The 19,765-nt window shown below is 25.4% G+C and carries 15 protein-coding genes and 1 pseudogene; 8 read left to right on the forward strand and 8 right to left on the reverse strand.

Annotation, left to right across the window (positions count from 1 at the left end; translation table 11 throughout):
• Window positions 1-712 precede the first annotated feature (712 nt).
• Window positions 713-1,393, forward strand: coding sequence for a hypothetical protein (locus R4K56_RS11940; RefSeq protein WP_335757758.1), 681 nt, complete (start codon window positions 713-715; stop codon window positions 1,391-1,393).
• Window positions 1,394-1,689: 296 nt separating this feature from the next.
• Here R4K56_RS11940 and R4K56_RS11945 read toward each other — a convergent pair whose 3' ends face one another.
• Complete coding sequence (locus tag R4K56_RS11945) at window positions 1,690-2,982, reverse strand: bifunctional folylpolyglutamate synthase/dihydrofolate synthase (protein WP_335772727.1); 1,293 nt, start codon at window positions 2,980-2,982, stop codon at window positions 1,690-1,692.
• Window positions 2,983-3,268: 286 nt separating this feature from the next.
• Between R4K56_RS11945 and R4K56_RS11950 the strand changes: the two genes are divergently transcribed.
• Window positions 3,269-3,646 carry a PepSY-like domain-containing protein gene (locus R4K56_RS11950; RefSeq protein ID WP_335770448.1) on the forward strand — a complete coding sequence of 126 codons (378 nt, stop codon included), beginning with the start codon at window positions 3,269-3,271 and terminating at the stop codon, window positions 3,644-3,646.
• Window positions 3,647-3,737: 91 nt separating this feature from the next.
• Here R4K56_RS11950 and R4K56_RS11955 read toward each other — a convergent pair whose 3' ends face one another.
• The 6 genes from R4K56_RS11955 to R4K56_RS11980 form a co-directional block, all read right to left on the reverse strand.
• Window positions 3,738-4,067, reverse strand: coding sequence for a PTS lactose/cellobiose transporter subunit IIA (locus tag R4K56_RS11955; RefSeq protein WP_335757761.1), 330 nt, complete (start codon window positions 4,065-4,067; stop codon window positions 3,738-3,740).
• Between the two features lie 20 nt (window positions 4,068-4,087).
• The gene (locus tag R4K56_RS11960; protein ID WP_335772726.1) at window positions 4,088-5,419 is read right to left on the reverse strand and encodes a 6-phospho-beta-glucosidase; all 1,332 of its coding nucleotides are present in this window, start codon (window positions 5,417-5,419) and stop codon (window positions 4,088-4,090) included.
• A 29-nt stretch (window positions 5,420-5,448) separates the two neighbouring features.
• Entirely contained in the window at window positions 5,449-6,834 is a 1,386-nt protein-coding gene (locus R4K56_RS11965; RefSeq protein WP_335772725.1) for a glycoside hydrolase family 1 protein, read from the reverse strand.
• A 21-nt stretch (window positions 6,835-6,855) separates the two neighbouring features.
• Window positions 6,856-8,193, reverse strand: coding sequence for a PTS sugar transporter subunit IIC (locus R4K56_RS11970; protein ID WP_335770445.1), 1,338 nt, complete (start codon window positions 8,191-8,193; stop codon window positions 6,856-6,858).
• Window positions 8,194-8,316: 123 nt separating this feature from the next.
• On the reverse strand, window positions 8,317-9,399 hold the full coding sequence (locus R4K56_RS11975; protein ID WP_335772724.1) for a DUF871 domain-containing protein: 1,083 nt from the start codon (window positions 9,397-9,399) through the stop codon (window positions 8,317-8,319).
• A gap of 71 nt (window positions 9,400-9,470) precedes the next feature.
• Window positions 9,471-9,779 (reverse strand): PTS sugar transporter subunit IIB, encoded by a 309-nt coding sequence (locus tag R4K56_RS11980; protein ID WP_297296284.1) that lies wholly within the window; start codon window positions 9,777-9,779, stop codon window positions 9,471-9,473.
• 132 nt (window positions 9,780-9,911) lie between these two features.
• Here R4K56_RS11980 and R4K56_RS11985 point away from each other — a divergent pair, with 132 nt between their 5' ends.
• Window positions 9,912-11,786, forward strand: coding sequence for a BglG family transcription antiterminator (locus R4K56_RS11985; protein WP_335772723.1), 1,875 nt, complete (start codon window positions 9,912-9,914; stop codon window positions 11,784-11,786).
• Between the two features lie 4 nt (window positions 11,787-11,790).
• On the forward strand, window positions 11,791-12,057 hold the full coding sequence (locus R4K56_RS11990; protein WP_297296288.1) for an HPr family phosphocarrier protein: 267 nt from the start codon (window positions 11,791-11,793) through the stop codon (window positions 12,055-12,057).
• 395 nt (window positions 12,058-12,452) lie between these two features.
• Here R4K56_RS11990 and R4K56_RS11995 read toward each other — a convergent pair whose 3' ends face one another.
• Entirely contained in the window at window positions 12,453-13,415 is a 963-nt protein-coding gene (locus R4K56_RS11995; protein ID WP_335772728.1) for a radical SAM protein, read from the reverse strand.
• 183 nt (window positions 13,416-13,598) lie between these two features.
• Between R4K56_RS11995 and R4K56_RS12000 the strand changes: the two genes are divergently transcribed.
• From R4K56_RS12000 to R4K56_RS12015, 4 genes and pseudogenes are all read left to right on the forward strand, one after another.
• Complete coding sequence (locus tag R4K56_RS12000) at window positions 13,599-15,545, forward strand: lysozyme inhibitor LprI family protein (protein ID WP_335772722.1); 1,947 nt, start codon at window positions 13,599-13,601, stop codon at window positions 15,543-15,545.
• Between the two features lie 119 nt (window positions 15,546-15,664).
• Window positions 15,665-16,654 (forward strand): annotated as a pseudogene (locus tag R4K56_RS12005) (Rpn family recombination-promoting nuclease/putative transposase).
• Window positions 16,655-16,797: 143 nt separating this feature from the next.
• On the forward strand, window positions 16,798-18,729 hold the full coding sequence (locus R4K56_RS12010; protein WP_335786916.1) for a lysozyme inhibitor LprI family protein: 1,932 nt from the start codon (window positions 16,798-16,800) through the stop codon (window positions 18,727-18,729).
• Window positions 18,730-18,843: 114 nt separating this feature from the next.
• Window positions 18,844-19,728, forward strand: coding sequence for an Rpn family recombination-promoting nuclease/putative transposase (locus R4K56_RS12015; RefSeq protein ID WP_335770739.1), 885 nt, complete (start codon window positions 18,844-18,846; stop codon window positions 19,726-19,728).
• Window positions 19,729-19,765: the final 37 nt, after the last annotated feature.

The raw sequence follows: 19,765 nt of genomic DNA on the forward strand, positions 1-19,765 counted from the left end.
GTTTAAAATTATATATTGACTTTTCTGTAAAATATTGTTATACTGCTTATGGGTTTATGAAAGTTAATAAAATGAATTTAACAATATTTTTCTTAGAAAATTCCTTTTCTATATTACATAATTTTTCACAATATAAAATCCTCATAAAATTAACCATAAAAATTTTCTTTGAAAAATTCTTAAAGTCATTAATATTTTACTTGTATATTCATACAAAACTTAATTGTTATATATGATAATGATTTTGTATGAAATAGTATAATCTGTAAAATAGACTGTAAATTCATAATTGACTAAATAAGAAATAAGCCATACATTTACGAAAAAGTTTTATAACAAACTTATGGGATATATATTCGTATATATCCCTATTTTTATATAAAATAATAATTTATTATTATTGCTAGCGATAAACTCCTTATTTGTAAACTATTCTATAAAAACTATAAATAATACTAAGGTATAGTATGATAAAAAACATATTTTTATATTGACTTTAATGTAAAAAGAATTTATATTAAAAAATAGGTTTATGAAAGTTTATGGAATTAATTTATGCAATATTTTTATCTCAAAAAATTTATACTTATATTTTCAAATTTTTAAAACATTCGTTTATTCTTTAATTATCTTATCTATCTAAAATATAAATATTCTAAATTATTTCATATTTCTATCATATTCCTAAGTTTAATAGTTTTAAGGAGAAAATATGAAAAAAGTTTTATTATCAATGAGTTTATTGCTAATGACGTCTGTTTTAGCATACTCTCATTCCGTAGGAATTGGGATGTATATTCCATTGGGCGGAAGTATTCCTACTTTCTATCCAAATGGAGGAACAGATCCGTATTTAACATTTAGTCCAAAATCTGCATTTGAAGTTGGTGTTGTATTTCAGCCTAGAGTTTCATTTAAAATAGATAATAAGGGGTATAATTATATATCTTTGGCTGTTGATTTCGGCTGGTATAGAGATACATTTAAATTTCAGCAAAATTCTTCAACTTATATGCATCAATTTGATACTCTTATGACAGGTCTTAGTATAGAATGGAGACCTTCGTTGTTTATGCTAGGTGTAGGAGGCGGAGTAAAAATTCCTTTTACAGGTGAATATTCAGAAAATGGTAATGGTATAAAATTAAGCAGTACATCTGTTAAAAGCAGATTTGATAATACTTTATTACCTTACGTAAAATTATATGCAGGAGTTCATATGGTTTTTGTAAGTTTGGCATTATATGTTAACTTTGATATACCATATATACAGACAAAAGACAATTTAGGTTCATTAGGTGCAGGATATATGTATCCTGGTAAATTAGCATCTGTTGATATAGGAGCTCAAATAGGACTTCATTTAGATTTCTTTAATTTTGCAGAAGAATAATATCTATATATTTTATAGAAAAAGTTTTATAACATTTAATGGGGATATATATTTTTTTATATATCCCTATTTTTATATAATTAATAAACTTATAATTTTATTATATAAAATATAAAAATAAATACAGATATAGAGTATGCCAAATTGGCGTACATTTACCTATTATAGAATTTTGTAAAAAGAATGATTATTATCAGAAATGGTATTAAAAAATAGAATAGTACAAATTCTATAAGGTTAATTTGGAAGTATTTAAATCTCTATTTTACAAAATATAGTTGTTTAGGTATATACTGCTATTTTTTGTATATAGTTATAAATTCACTTGCTGTGTATAACGAGCCTATAACAAGTAATGGTTTATTTATTGATTTTATATTTTCAATTGCCTCTTTAAAATCTGGTATATGTTTTACATTATCATTGTCTTTTAGATACTCATAAGTTTTATAACTGTCTGTTTCTTTATAAGATATATTATCAGGCGAGCTTAATATTATAATAGAATCATGCTGTTTTAAAACATTAGCCATGCCTTTTATGTCCTTCTGACTCAATGGGGCAAATAATATTACTATATCATCATACCATTTATATATAGTTTCTAATACTCTTTCCAATGATTGAGCATTATGAGCACCATCGACTATTATATCAGGATTTTTTTGCATGAATGATAGTCTTGCATTTATATGGAAATCTTTTAATGAATTAATAGCTTTATTTATATTTTTTTCTGTGCAGTTATTATCGTTTTTTAAAAGTATTGTTAATGCTTTGAAAGATAAAGAAATATTTTCAGCTTGATGTTCTCCTAGAAGGGTAGTGGAAAAATTATACTCTTTACCATTGTCTTTATAAATGAATTCTAATTTTTCATTGCTGTTTAATATTATGTCAGCATCAAAATCTTTTTTGAATACATATAATTTACATTCGTTTTCATTTGATATATTTTTTATTATTTTGATAGAATTTTCTTCCTGATATGCTGATATTACTGTTGAATTTGGTTTTATAATGCCTGCCTTTTGTTCTGTTATTTCTTCTATAGTGTATCCTAATATTTCCATATGATCATAAGAAATAGAAGTTAATATACTTATACAAGAATCAACTATATTAGTACAGTCAAGTTTTCCTCCTATTCCAACCTCAATACAAGCATAATCCACGCTTTTTATATAAAAATAGTATAAACCTATTATTGTAAATATTTCAAATACTGTAATATTGCTGTATATTTCATTCTTTTCAATAATATTTTTAATTTTCTTAGTTATATTAACAAAATCTTCTTCAGTAATCCATTCACCGTTTATTGATATTCTTTCTCTTTCATTTATTATATGAGGAGATGTAAATGCTCCTGCTTTGTATCCTATAGATGAAAGCATTTTTGATAATGTTAATGTAGTAGATCCTTTACCTTTAGTTCCTGTTATATGTATAACTTTGAATGTTTGTTTATATCCTAAAACTTTTAATATTTCTTTTACATTGTTTATATGATTTAAATTCTTTTTATGTAATGTTTTTTTTCCCATAAATGAGTATATATAGTCTAATGTTTCATTAAAGTTTTCCATTTTTATTTCCAGTATTATTATCAAGCTAAAAAAATAGAATATCACATTTTGAAAAAGACCGCAAGATAATAATATAGAGATTTTTAATAACTGGTAATTTTATTAATATTTTTACATAAAATTTACAATTTAGGTTATATTTGTATTATATGTATTATAGTATGTTTAAAAATAGGTATAAATGTAAAAATAATGTAAAATTATTGTAAAATAATATTGCCAAAAACTTACAATTTAGTATAATATAATTGTAAAGATAATTTACATACATAGTAGGAGGGACATTATGACTAATACATTAAACCTTTTTATAAAAATAACACCTAGTAAATTGCCTGAAAACGCTAAAAGATTCATAGAATGCTATTTTGGTAAAGTTAAAATAGTATACATTGATAAAATAAAAGATGAATACGAAGTAAAATTATCAAATGGAACTTATATTAATTTTGATAAAAATGGAGATTGGAATTATATAATTAGCGATGATATGATAAAAGAAAATGTACTTCCAAGAAATATAGCTAGTAAAGTAAAATCAGTAATGAAAAGATACACTAATGCTAGTATATTTGAAATAAATAAAAGAATAAATTTCTATAGAATAAAATTAACTAATTCATTAGAACTATGCATAAGCCATAAAGGAGATTTATTAGCATGAAATTAAATATTTATATTATAAAAAATAATAGGGACTTAAATTAAATATTTAAGTCCCTTTTTTTATTGAATAGAATGGATTAAAAGCAAGATTATTTATTATGATTCATTTCTAATAAACTTATCATTTCTTTTATTAGATTTTTTTCGCTCATAGCAGTCATTAAATGGTCTTGTGCATGAACGAATAACATAGTAATTTCTATTTTCTCACCATCTGCTTCCCTAGTTATTAAATTAGTTTGAAACTCATGAGATTTTAACATTATTTCATCAGCTTCTTTAATTTTTTCAGCTGCTTCTGCAAATTTTTTTTCTTTAGCAAGTCTTAAAGCTTCATAAGCTAAGCTTTTGCTTTCTCCTGCTAAACTAATAATAGGAAATACATTTTCTTCCATAAATTTTTCTTGTTCTTCAGTCATAGTCAATCTCCTAATATAAATTATTTATTTTTATAAAATTGTGGTAAATATTCTTTATTTTGTTTGATTATTTCATCAAGTACAGTTTTAGCAACTCTTCCGCTTACAACCAATGGGTTAACAGTTAATGCTTGAAGTGCTTTACCATAATCTCCATGAACAGCTGCTTCTACAGTTAATTGTTCAAAGTTTTTCATAAGCTGTAATAATCCTTTTACTTCAATAGGGAATGGTTTTTGCTTATGAGGTTTTAATTCATCTTTATAAACATTAACAGTTATTTCAACAGCACAGTCATCTGGCAAACAATCTATAGTACCGTTATTTCTTGTAGATATTATCATTTCAGTACCGGCATTGTTATATAATGAACTTATAAGCTCGCATGCAGAATCAGAATAATATTTTCCGCCTCTGTTATCTAATTCCTTAGGCTTAGTGTTTAAGTCTGGATTTTTATATATTTCAAATAATTTTTTCTCTATATCTTTTACCTGTTCTCCTCTAGTACCTTTACCATCTCTAAATTCTGCTAATTCTTCTCTTAGCATTTCATCTGTAAGATAGTAGTATCTATGATAAGGACAAGGTATCATTTTAGTATCAAGTACTTGTTCTTTTATCCAAGCTATTTCAGTATTGATATTAGCAGGGCCGTTTTCAAAACCATCTAAATATTTTTCTAAAACTTCCTGAGTTCTATCAACACCCTTATGTATTACTTCTCTTCCCCATAAGAAGTGATTTACTCCTCCGGCAACGAAAGTAATTTCTTCATCAGGAACATTCAATATTTCTGCTACACTTTTTTTCATGTTTACAGGAACATTACAAAGTCCTATTATTTTTATTTCTGGGTGATATTTCAAAACTGCTTCTGTAACTATTCCAGATGGATTAGTAAAGTTTATAAGATAAGCATTTGGAGCTAATTCTTTTATATCTTTACAAATATCAAATATTACAGGTATAGTTCTTAATGCTTTAGCAAATCCGCCTGCACCATTAGTTTCCTGACCTATCATACCATAACTTAAAGGTATTCTTTCATCTCTTATTCTAGCATCTAATAAACCAACTCTTAATTGAGTAGTTACAAAGCTGGCATCTTTTATAGCTTCTCTTCTGTCTAAAGTTGTAAAGATTTTGAATTTATCTTTTAATCCTGCTTTTTCTATCATTCTCCTTGAAAGATTTCCTACTATTTCCAATCTTTCTTTTGAAGGTTCTATATCAACAAGCCAAAGTTCATCTACTGGCAATTTGTCGTATCTCTTTATAAATCCTTCTATAATTTCAGGAGTATATGAAGAAGCTCCTCCAATAGTAGCTATTTTTAATTTATTTGACATATTTATACCTCCAATTATATATTAAAAAATTAAGCTTCAAAGCCTTTATTTTTTACAAGCTCTTTAAACCAATGTCCTGATTTCTTTATTGTTTTTTTACCGCTTTCTAAATCGCAGCGAATGAATCCATATCTATTTTTATATGAATTAAGCCAAGACCAGCAGTCTATAGGTGTCCACATTAAATATCCAATACAATTAGAACCTTCTTCTATGCCTTTATGAAGCCATTTTAAATGTTTTGTTACAAACTCTATTCTGTAATCATCTTCTACTACGCCGTCTTTTATGAATCTTTCTTCATTTTCAACGCCCATTCCATTTTCTGTTATGAGCCATCTCATATTAGAGTAATTATTTTGTATATTTTTAGCTATATCATAAATACCTTTGTAGTATATTTCCCAACCTCTGTATGGATTCATAAGTCTGTTAGGCATTTCATAAGGTTCAAAGAAATTTTCAGGCATTAAGGTATCTGATTCAAATTTAGTTTCTCTAGCTTTAACTCTTCTAGGCTGATAATAATTTATTCCAAGTAAAGTTATTGTATTTTCTTTTAATATTTCTTTGTCGCCTTCTTCACATATAGGAGTAAGATCATTTTCTTTTACGAATTTTACTAAATTTTCTGGGAACTCTCCTTTAGCAGCTGGATCTAAGAAACTTCTATTAAATAATAAATCGCATATATGTGAAGCTTGTAAATCTTCTTTATTATTTTCATCTCTAGGATAAGAAGGAGTTAAGTTTAATATGATTCCTATATCTCCAGTTTTTCCAGATTCTTTAAATGCTTTTACAGCTTTTGCACTAGCTAAGTTCATATTATAAACTACTTGAGCTGCTCTTTTAAATGATACTACTTCAGGATAATGGAATTTATATAAATATCCGCCTTCAGCAACAACTATAGGCTCATTGAATGTAAACCATTTTTTTACTTTATCACCATATAGTTCAAACATTTTAGCAGCATATTTAGCATATAATTCTACAACTTCTCTGTTTTCAAATCCGCCTATTTCTTGAAGTTTTAAAGGCATATCAAAATGGTATAAGCACATTATAGGTTCTATATCATTTTTTATAAGTTCATCTATAACATTGCCGTAAAACTCAACTGCTTTTTCATCTAATTCTAAAGTTTTGAAATCTTTTACTATTCTGCTCCATTGTATTGAAGTTCTCAAAACATTATGACCAGTTTCTTTTATTAATTTTATATCTTCTTTATAATCTCTAAAGAAGTTAGATGTATATACTGGGCCTACTTGATTATGGAATTTTTCTGGTGCTATTTCAAACCAATAATCCCATATACTTTTATTAGCTTTATCATAGAAACCTTCGCTTTGAGGTCCTGATGTAGAGCTTCCAAATAAAAAATTATCTTTGAATTTATATTGTTTCATATTATAAAAAACCTCATTAATTTATTTATTATTTGCTTCTTCTCTTTCCAAAGATATTTCATAAGCTTTTAAGAAAGGTATATATACTAAATAAGAAGTAAATATTAATACCAAACTTAATATCATAGAGCCAAAATTAAAATTAGTAGCAAGTAAAGCACCTAAAGGACCTGGTGTTGTCCAAGGAACAGATGCTACAATATGACCTATAATATTTAATTTTGTCAATATAAATGCTACTGATGCATTAATGATTGGAACAAATATGAAAGGTATCATTAAAACAGGGTTCATTACTACAGGTGTTCCAAACATTATAGGTTCATTTATATTAAATATTGCAGGTACAATAGATATTTTTCCAATAGATTTAATATGTTCATTTTTACTTCTTACCATAGCTATTGCTAATCCTAATGTAGTACCAACACCGCCCATCAAAGCATAACAGTCAAAGAAACCTCCAGCCCAAACTTTTGTAATAGCTTCTCCTGCTTGTAATGCTGTTTGATTTACAGCTATATTATATGCTGTAATTGATGATACTATAGCACCTAATATGTTAGTACCATGTAAACCAGCAAACCATAATAAATGTATAAGGAATAGTATTAATATTACTGAAGGTAAAGAGTCAGAAGCATGTAATAATGGTTCAAATATTTTCATAACTAAATCAGGAACCATTATCAAGAAATTCTTTTGTATTATTAAGTTTATAGCTTGGAATAATACTGTTACAACAAAAACTGGTATTATCAATTCAAAAGATTTTGCTATTGCTGGAGGTACAGAATCAGGTAAAGTTATAATCATTTTTTTATGTACCAATACCTTGAATATTTCTATGGATATTATACTGAATATAATGGCTACAAACAATCCTTTTGAGTCCATATATCTAGCATCCATAGCAAGTATTGAAGTATCAGCATTTACTAAAAAAGATTTTGCTACTGATTCTATTATAGTAACGTATTCTACTTTTGCAGATACTATTAAAAAACTATATAATGATAAAAATCCGCCTGTTACAGAATTAAGCTGATAATGTCCTGATAATGAATAACCTATACCGTAAGCTACAAATAGTGCCATTATACCCATACTAACATAAAAAGGCTGTATTAAGTCATTTTTAAAGGCAGCCATTAAATTAGTATACCATTCCATATACAAAAATGTATTTTTATCTGTAAATGGTAAGTTAAAAATAAGAAGTATAAAGGAACCCACTATTGCAAAAGGCATTGAAAACACAAAACCATCTCTAATTGCATTTAAATATCTGTTGCTTGCCACTTTAGAAGCTATTGGCAAAACCTTATTTTCTATGATAGCCATTAATTTATCATTCATGATTTACTCTCCATAATTAAATTGTTATATATATTTTTTTATTTTTAATGATTAAAAACATCTTGCAATATAAAATAATTAGTGATTGCAAGATGTAATTTTTTAATATTTGATTAATTGAAATTATTCTGTAATTTTAAATCTTTGGGACATGCTTATATAATCTAATAAGAATAAATATTTTTCATCAATTTTGCCTACAATATTTGTTCTTCCAGTATTTTTCATATCTTTTAATGCAATTTGCAATTCTCCAGCATAAGTACCATATTCTGAAGAATCTATAAGTATATCTCCCCTTTTAATGTCTGTAATAGGATTAAATATTTTAAAATTATTTCCTTTATATTTTACTCTAGGGTTTGATGATCTGATAAAATATGAACTAGCATCAGCTCTGTTTTGATGAAGCTCTTCAAGGATAATTTTTCTTTCTATTTCTGGTATATTATCTAATAATTTAGCTTTTAATGTTATTAATCTTTTATCTAAACTTTGAAGCTTTTTGAAAGATTCTTCATTAGCATAGCAGTTAGCAATAAATACAGCATCAGCACCCAAGAAGAATAATTCCATAGCTTGTAATTCTATAGGAAGATTTCTATGTTCTTCTAAAGTACATATACCATCATCTACAGGCCAAGGTCCGAAAGTTGCTTCTTTGGCATTAACAAAAGCTGATGATTTTATTGAATGTTTTTTAAAACGATTCATACTTTCAATAAATAGCTTTTTGTCTAATCCGCTGTATGCATGAGGATAAAAATTGTAACAACCTATTAAATTTTCTCTGTTAGGATAATAATTCATTATAGTATCTATATATGAAGTAGAGTTGCTCATATTTAGTTCTATTTTTAAATTATAATCATTATAAGTCATTAAACTTTCTTCATTGCCGCTGAATCCTAAATCTAATCTTATTCCCCAAGCTCCTAATTTATAAAAGAATTCTAAATTATCATAAGATATATCTAAATGTTTAAACACAGCTGGAGATATATCTAAAGTTGTGTATATACCTCTGTCTTTTGCATAATTTATTATAGTAGAAAATTCTTTAATAATATCTTCTTTAGAATGTTCAACTGATAATAAGCACATAAAACATCTAGTAAAGCCGTATTTAGAAGCTAAATCTACATAAGCTTTGTTATCTTCCATTTTTGAATGAAATGGATAAATAGAAATACCTAGTTCTCTCATAAATAATCCTATTACAATTTATTTTAATCCTATAAATATTTATCTTTTGTATTGTTTTTATTACTGTTTTATCACTCTACTTTTAAACTTAAAGCGAAATCTAATATTTTTTCACCGTTCATAGTACCATAATCTTTGAAGTCTATAACATCTAATGGTTTATTTTTTTCTTTAGCTTTTGCTTGGAATTCTGCTTTTTGGAATTTAACTTGTGGTCCAAGTAAGAATACATCATAACTGTCTAATAATTCATAAAATCTAGCAGTGCTTACAGCTTCAATTTCTGCTTCTATATTCTTTTTTGCTGCTGCTTCTTTCATTTTTTTTACAACCATGCTAGTAGACATGCCTGCTGAACATAATAATAAAATTTTTGTCATATTAAACCTCTCTAGTTTTATTTTATGATAATAGATTATCATTTTTTTATAATAACTCAAACGTTAAAAGTTCTATATTAATCTGGTAGTTTTTTGTTTGATTATGACGTTAAATGGTGTATAATATATAGTATGAAAAGTAAATATGTTAAAGAAATATTATCTATATTATCAGCTAATTCATATATAACGGCTGAAAGATTGGCAAAAGAGCTTAATGTTAGTGAAAAAACAATAAGAATAAAAATTCATGAATTAAATAATGAGTTTGAAAAAACCGGAATAAAAATAGTATCCAAACCAAGATACGGATATATATTATTATGCGATGATAATAAAGATATTAAAGCCATTAACTTTAATTCTAATATGGTAAATGATTTTGAATATAGAGTAAAATATATTTTTGAATATTTAATAAACAATGATGAATATATTAAATCTGATACTTTAAGCGAAGCACTTGATATATCAAAAACTACTTTAACTAATACTCTAAAACTTATAGAAGATAATATTAAATATTATAATATAAAAATAGAAAGAAGACCTAATTACGGAATTAAGTTAATAGGAACAGAATTTGATATTAGAAATTGTATTATAGACTACTATTTAAAACAGCAAATAGATGATGAAATATATAAAAATAAATTAATAGAGAATGTAATTATTAATTTTATTAAAGATAATGATATTAAATTATCCGAAATCAATTTAGAAAATTTTATACAATATATATCAGTTTCAGCAGAAAGAATAAAAAATAATAGAGTAATCAATTCATATAATGAAGATGTACTTAAAGATATAAAAGATGAAGAATTGGAGTTGGCAAAGAAATTAGCTGCAATATTAGAAAAAGAAATAGGTATAAAATTCAATGATACAGAAGTGATATTTATAGCAATACATATGGCGTCAAAGAGTTTATTAATATCTTCTGATAATCCTAATTTTATAATACAAAATAAATTAGATAATATAGTCCATGAAATGCTTGATTTAGTATTTAATAATTTAAAAATAGATTTAAGAAATAATCTTAATTTAAGACTTTTACTGAATCATCATATGATACCATTTGATATAAGAATAAGATATAATGTATTACAAAAAAACCCTATGCTTTGCGATATAAAAAGTAATTACGGATTAGCTTATTTGATAGCTTCTGAGGCTAATACCGTTTTGAAAAGTTATTATAAAAAAGAAATTCCAGATGATGAAATAGGGTATTTAGCTTTATTATTTCAAATAGCATTAGAAGAAAATAATGATCATAAAAGTAAAATAAATATTCTTATAGTTTGCGGCAGCGGTAAGACTACTTCAAAATTACTTATGTATAAATATAAAAAAGAATTTGGAGAATATATAGATAATATTTATACAACCGATTTAATAATGCTTAAAGATTTTGATTTTTCAAAGATAAATTATATATTCTCAACAGTACCAATAGCATTTAAAGTGCCTGTTCCTATTGTACAGATAGGTCTTTTCTTGGAAACTAATGATATTATAAATGTTAAAAATGCTTTGGAATTATCAAAGAATGATTTCTTACATGATTATTATAATGAAGATTTATTCTCATTAAATATTCAAGGCAATACAAGAGATGAAATAATAAAAAATATATGCATTGATATAAAAAAATATATAGATATACCAGACAATTTTTATGATTCAGTTATGAAAAGGGAATATTTATCAGAAACAGATTTTGGAAACTTAGTGGCAATTCCGCATCCATTCGATATTTTAACTGATAAAACTTTTGTATATGTTGCTGTATTGGATAAGCCTATTGTATGGTATAAAAATAATGTACAGGTTGTGTTTTTAATTTCTATATCAAACAATAAAGATGATAATTTGAAGAAATTTTATCAGTATACAGTAGACTTTTTATTAAATGAAAATACTGTTATGAAATTGATAGAAAATAAGACTTTTGATAATTTGATGTATTTATTGAAAAGCAATAATAGTGAGGGGTAGTGTTATGACTGATTTTAATTATATTATAAATAATACAAATAATATACATGCCAGACCTTTGAGCGATCTTGCTAAAATAGCAAAGGATAGCCAATGCGAAGTTACTATCATTAAAGGAAATAATTCAAAAGATATAAAAAAGATTATAGGAATTATGCAGCTTAATTTGAAAGTAGGCGATGAGGTTTATGTAACTATAAAGGGCAGTGATGAAATTTTAGAACAAAAAGCAAAAGAGAATATATATAATTTCTTTAAATTAAATTTTTAATTATGATTCATCAAAAATTGTTATTATAAAAAATATTAAGTTTATTAGAAATTAAATTTTTAGTATATACCTAAACAACTATATTTTGTCAATTTTGAGTTATTCATAAATGTAATTTTTATTTATTAATAATATAAAATATTATTAAGTTTTATTTAAATATTAAGATAAAACTATATTCTGACTAAAAATGCAGTCTTTCACGAAGCGTATCCGAGCCTGTCGAGGATATAGATTCTTTGTGGCAATACCATACCTAAAGGTACTCCTTTTAGTCGCAAAAGAACTGGGGGGTTACGAAGTACGCAGAGCGGTGGGCAAAGACACCACAAACAATAAAATAAAAAAGATAAATATTGACAAACTTAAAAATTTTTAGTATATAATATTAACTCTTATTCAAAAGGTTTATCTTTTGTGAAATCAGGTAAATAATTTTCAGAACTTTCCATTTCCTGAACTAATAAATTTTCAAATCCTAAATCAAGAGCATAATCTACCAAATCATCGTATTCTTTTTTGCTTAATTTCCTATTAATAGATTCAAAATCACAAGCTTTAAACTTTGGATTATATTGCGACATTAATGATATTGTAGTGTTTAAGAAACCTCTTTCTTTTAATTCTATTAATACGTCATAAGAATCTGATTCATTATTTGGAAGTATTAAATGCCTTATTATTATTCCGCTTTGAGCAATTCCTTCATTATTAAGAACTAAATCTCCGACTTGTTTCTTCATTATTTCTATTGCATTTATGGCTACATTAAAATAATTTTCTGCTTTAGAATATTTTACTGCTTTATCATCGAAAACATATTTTAAATCAGGCAAATATATATCAATGATACCGTCTAAACAATCCAATAATTCTTTTGTATCATAACCGTTGGTATTGTATACTATAGGTAAATTGAGTCCTTTTTCTAAAGCTATTTTTAATCCTTTCAAAGCCGGATATATAACATGAGTTGCACTTACAAAATTAATATTTTTAGCTCCTTGTCTTTCTAAATCCAAAAAATATTCAGCTAAAGTTTCAACATCTATTACCTCTCCAACTCCGTCAGAACTTATTTGATGATTCTGGCAAAATACGCAGCCTAAATTACAGCTTGAAAAAAATACAGTTCCGCTTCCTCCGTCACCTACAAGCATAGGTTCTTCTCCGAAATGCAAGGTATGAGAAGCTACTTTTATATGAACAGTATCTTCAAATATTTTGCATCTTCCTATTTTATTATTATTTCTATTTACATTGCATATATGTCCGCAGCATACGCAGTTATCGTATAGAAGTTTTGCTTTTTCTATTGCTTTATCTATTGTTTTTAAATGTTTTTGATTATACAAAATTTATTCCGTTTTTTATTGTTTTTTAGTTTTCTGTATTTATGAAACTAATGAAAGTATTATACTAAAATTATATTTGTTTGTCAAAATAAAAATTGCTGTATAGTATATAAAGTTTTTTATAATTGAATTTTTGATAATTTTAATTTATTATACAAAAATAACAATACATACAGAGGGTACAATATGAAAAAAATTATTTCTATAATTGCAGCATTTATTTTAATGACTGCTGTAATTTTATGCGGAGGTGTAAACAAAGAAGCAAATCAAAAATCACAAAATACTAATGAACAAAAAACTGTTTCATCTGATAATCAAAAAGCAGAAACTAAAAAAGAATTCTTTGATATGAAATATATTTATAAAGGTATTAGAGCAGATAAATCTAAATTTGATGAAGAACTTAAAAATGCAAGAGAAAATAATGAATATGCAAAAAGGAATTTTGATTTTCTTAATAGGAAATTTGCAAATGATGATGAAAGAAAAAAATATTCTATAGAGTTTATATCAAATGTTAATTATGATCCATTTATTGAAATATTCAGCAGTTTGGATATGTACAATGAAGATTTTACAGATTATTATGTCGATGAATATTTATATGTTGATCAAAATTTAGCATTAAAAAAAGCAAGAGAAGAATTATTAAAATTAAATAAAAAAGATGCTGATATTTATTTAGCTTTATTCTTATCTCATTTTGCTACAGATTCTCTTTATTATTTTGAAGAAGAAAAAAAGTATTTAACAGAATGGAAAAAAGCAGGCGGAACAAATATAGCTATGATGATAACAAGTTATGACGATGATAATGCTTACAGCAATAAAATGAAATTAGTTGACTATATAATAGAAGCTCCAGATTCTTTAAGAGCAGAAAAATTAATTATTGATGCCTATAATAATGGTTTTTATAAATATATTGTAAAAAATACAGGCTATATAGATTTATTTAATGAAAATAATTATTCTTTAACTTCAATTGTATATGATGGTACAGCTAGTGTAGCTTCATTAATGATAGTACCTGAAATAGTTAATACAAATATAATGAACAAATATATAAGAACTTATATAAAAAATAGATTAACAGATGATAGTATAAATGAGTATTTAGCATATTATGAAAATTATTATAATCTTGATACATACGATGCCTATAATGGATGGAACGATCTTAATTTACTTGAGTTTAAAAAGAATACATTTTTAATTGAAAGTACTATGAACGGATTAGTAAATATGCATTATTATAATCCTGAGTTTATAAAAGATAATTTATATGCTTCATTTGAAGAGATAAAAAATTATAATTTCAGACTTGGAGATATAGATAAAGTAAAACCTGCTGAAATTCATTTAATTTCTAAAAATGATTTGAAAGATTATACTAAAGGCTCTAAATTTATAAGTTTTGGTAAATTTAATAGAGAAAAATATTCTGATTATGTAAGAGAAGCAATGTATTCGCGTTGGTCTTTGTATTCTCCATCTTTCTTCTTATGCGATATTAATAATGACGGCAATGAAGAATTAATGGTTTCAAGCGAGTATCACTATACAGGAGGAAGAGGAGGTGTAGTACATTATACTTTACTTTTGAAAGAAAATTTGGAAGTAGATTTTGATTCAGAAATAGGTAAGCTTATTAATAATCCTGATTTTCAATCTTTGGAATGTATTCAAAAAATATATACTGAAGACGGTAAAAATAAAATGCTTTTATTGGATACTCTTAATAATAAAGCATTTGATATATTCGTTGATAATAATGAAATAAAGAATGCAGAAGTTTTTGATTATATTACATATACTTATCAGCCTAAATTGGAATGGAAAGGAGGCATACTTAACGGAGTACCTGAAGGGGCTTTAAAAACTGATGCAAGCTTTGATATGTCTAAAGCAGAGAATGCATCAGACAAAGCAATAGTTTCAGACAGAACTTTGAGAATGGCTGATAAACTTATAAGCGATGCATATTTTGCTAAAAAGGCTACTTTGGATAAACAAGGTCAGGAAGAACTATTGGAGCAAAGAAGATCAGAAATAAAAGCTATTCAGGAAGCAAAAGGAGATATTAAAGCAATAGAAGCTGAGATGCTTAAGATTTTGAATCTACAATAATTTTTTAATTGTTTAAATAAAAAGTGTATGCATTATATATGTATGCACTTTTTTTATTGATAAAAATATCAAAATTTAATAAACTTTACTTTTATAATTATTTTTTGTATAATAATATTATGAGAGATTTAGATAAATTAAAACAAATATTAAATGAACCTGTTACAATTGAGAATTTAAATAGAATTAATGATTATTTTGTACGCTATTTGTTTTCGCATGCGGGCAATGAAAATATAGCTTTAAATTTTATTAATGCAGTATTTAAAGATTTAGACTTTGAAACTTTTAAGAAAATAGAAATATTAAATCCTTTTAATATTGCAGAAAATTATGATGAAAAAGAAAGCATTGTTGATATAAAGGCTACTACAGAAAAAGGAATAACTGTTTTAATAGAAATACAATCCAGAGGAAATGAAGATTTTGTAAAAAGAGCTTTATACTATTGGGCTTATAATTATAGTTCTAGTTTAAATAGAGGTTCTTTTTATGATGAATTAAAGCCAACTGTAAGTATTAATATTACAAACTTTATACTAACAGATGAAGATAAAGTGCATAGCTTTTATATATTAAAAGAATTAAATAATAATAAGATTTTAACAGATCATTGTCAACTTCATTTTGTTGAGCTTCCTAAATTCAATTTTAACGATATTAATAAAATAGAAAATATTGATAATATACATAAAGAATTCATTTCTTGGGTAAAATTTTTTTATATAAAAAATTATGAGCGTCTAGTAAATTTATTTACTAGACTCAAAAAGCGAATAATTTTTTATTTATAAATTGGGGAAGATATGTCTATCTTAATGAAAGAAAATACTATATTTGAGGAAGTAGAAAAGAAATGCCGTACTTTTGTTAATGATAGTCCTGTAATGGATAAATATAAAAAACGAGAAGTAGATACATATTTCTTTAATAAGAGTATGGAGTTGGATATAAAGAAAGCTAAAGAAGAAGGTATTAAAGAAGGTATTAAAGAAGGCATTAAAGAAAATCAAATATTAACAGCTAAAAATATGAAAAAAGAAAATATAGATATTAATATTATAAGTAAAATAACAGGATTGAGTATAGAAGAAATAAAAAATTTATAATAAATATAAAAGTTATAATAAAAAAGTGCTTGCATATTTTTTATATGTATGCACTTTTTTTATTATGAAAAATATTTTTTAATTGAAATTTTGATAGTTTTAATTTATTATACAAAAATCAAAATACTTACGGACGGTTTAATATGAAAAATTTTATTTCTATAATTGCAGCATTTATTTTAATGATCGCTATTATTTCCTGTGGAGGCGGTGGCAGTAAAGAAACGAATCAAACATCGCAAAATACTAATGAACAAAAAACTGCTTCATCAGATAATCAAAAAACAGAAACTAAAAAAGAATTCTTTGATATGAAATATGTTTATAAAGGTGTGAGAGTAGATAAAACTAAATTTGATGAAGAGCTTAAAAATTTAAGAGAAAATAATGAAAAAGCAAAAAGAAATTTCGATTTTCTTAATAGGAAATTTGCAAATGATGATGAAAGAAAAAAATATTCTATAGAGTTTATATCAAATGTTAATTATGATCCATTTAGTGAAACATTCAGCACTTGGGATAAATATAATGAAGATTTGACAGATTATTATGCTGATGAACATTTATATGTTGATCAGAATTTAGCATTAAAAAAGGCAAGAGAAGAATTATTAAAATTAAATAAAAAAGATGCTGATGTTTATTTAGCTTTGTTCTTATCTCATTTTGCTTGCGATTCGCTTTATTATTTTGAAGAAGAAAAAAAGTATTTAACAGAATGGAAAAAAGCAGGCGGAACTAATATATCTATGATGATAGCAAAGTATGATGATGATAATGCTTACAGCAATAAAATGAAATTAGTTGATTATATAATAGAAGCTCCTGATTCTTTAAGAGCAGAAAAATTAGTTGCTGATGCTTATAACAATGGTTTCTCTAGATATATTGCAAAAAATAATGGATATATAGATTTATTTAATGAAAATAATTATTCTTTAAGTTCAATTGAATTGGAAGGTACAGCTCATATAGCTGCAGTAAATATAGTACCAGAAATAGTCAATACAAATATAATAAATAAATATTTAAAAACTTATGTTACAAATAGACTCAGCAATGATAAATTATATTTTGATGATGCGGAGTATTTTAGAAATTATTATGATCATAATAATGAAGATGCTTATGACGGATGGAATGGACTTAGTTTTCTTGAGTTTAAGAAAAATACATTCTTAATTGAATCAAGAGTAAATATGCATTATTATAATCCTGAGTTTATGAATGATCATATATATGCTTCATTTGAAGAGGTAAAAACTTATAATTTCAGACTTGGAGATATAGGTGAAGTAGAATCTGCTGAAATTAATTCAATTTCTACAAATGATTTGAAAGATTATGCTAAAGGCTCTAAATTTATAAGTTTCGGTAAATTTAATGAAGAAAAATATTTGGAGTATATAGATGAAACAATGGGTTGGCGTGTATATCCATCTTTCTTCTTATGCGATATCAATAATGACGGCAAAGAAGAATTAATGCTTTCAGGGGATTATGATTATGGCGGAGGAAGAGGCGGTACAGTGAATTTTACTTTACTTTTGAAAGAGAATTTGGAAGTAGATTTTGATTCAGAAATAGGACAGCTTATTAATAATCAAGATTTTCAGGATTTAAATAAAAGTCAAAAAATATATACTGAAGACGGTAAAAATAAAATGTTTTTGTTAAATGAAGCTTCTAGTGAGGCTTTGGATATATTTATTGATAATAATGAAATCAAGAATGCAGATTATTTTGATTATATTACATATAGTTATCAGCCTAAATTGGAATGGAAAGGAAGTATACTTGACGGAGTACCTGAAGGGGCTTTAAAAACTGATGCTAGCTTTGATATGTCTAAAGCAGAAAATGCATCCGATAAAGCAATAGTTTCAGACAGAACTTTGAGAATGGCTGATAAACTTATAAGCGATGCGTACTTTTCTAAAAAGGCTACTTTGGATAAACAAGGTCAGGAAGAACTATTGGAGCAAAGAAGATCAGAAATAAAAGCTATTCAGGAAGCAAAAGGAGATATTAAAGCAATAGAAGCTGAGATGCTTAAGATTTTGAATATACAATAATTTTTTGTAAGAAATATATTTAATAAAAAGTGCATGCATTATATATGTATGCACTTTTTTATTTGCATTTTTTCAAATTTTGACAATTTATTCTTATTTTAGTATAATATATTTATGGAAAAAAAATCTAATATAAAAAAAATAAAATATTTCAATCCTTTGAACGATTATTTTATACGTTACCTTTTTACCGATAAGGGAAGCAGCGAATCTATACTTTTGGATTTTATTAATTCTATAATGATTAATGCTAATATGAAGACTTTTCGTTCTGTGGAAATACTTACTCCATTTAATTTGAAGAAAAATAGGAATTTAAAAGAGACCATAGTCGATGTCAAGTGTATTACTCAAAACGGTTCAGTTGTTATAATAGAGATTCAGCTTCAAGGTAATTCAAGATTTCCAGAAAGAATACTTTATTATTGGGCAGCTAATTATAGTAAGTTATTAAAGCATGGTGAAAGATATGATGAACTCACACCTGTTATAAGTATTAATTTACTCAATTTCAATTTAGATAAAACAAAAAATATACACTCATGTTATATGCTTTATGAGATGAATAATAAAAAACTTCTTACAGATCATCTTCAAATACATATAATAGAATTAAAAAAATTTAAGAAAAACATATTAACTAAAGACTTAAACTGTTGGTTAAAAATGTTTACAAGCAAAAATTTGGAGGCTTATATGTCTGAAATAGTAAAAGAAAAACCTATAATGGAAGAAGTACAGAAAAAATATAATAATTTTGTAAAAAGTAAATTGATGATGATGGAGTATGAGAAGAAAGAGGCTTATTTATATGGTAGTCAAATAATGCTTGATGAAGAAAGAAGATTAGGAATGGAAGAAGGAATAAAAAAAGGAAAAGAAGAAGGTATTAAAGAAAATCAAATATTGACAGCTAAAAATATGAAAAAAGAAAATATAGATATTAATATTATAAATAAAATAACAGGATTAAGTATAAAAGAAATAGAAGAATTATAATAAAAATTATGAGTGTATTTTAATTTTACTTAAAATA

Origin of the sequence: Brachyspira pulli (assembly GCF_036997785.1) — a bacterium.
Classification (GTDB): Bacteria; Spirochaetota; Brachyspiria; order Brachyspirales; family Brachyspiraceae; genus Brachyspira; species Brachyspira pulli.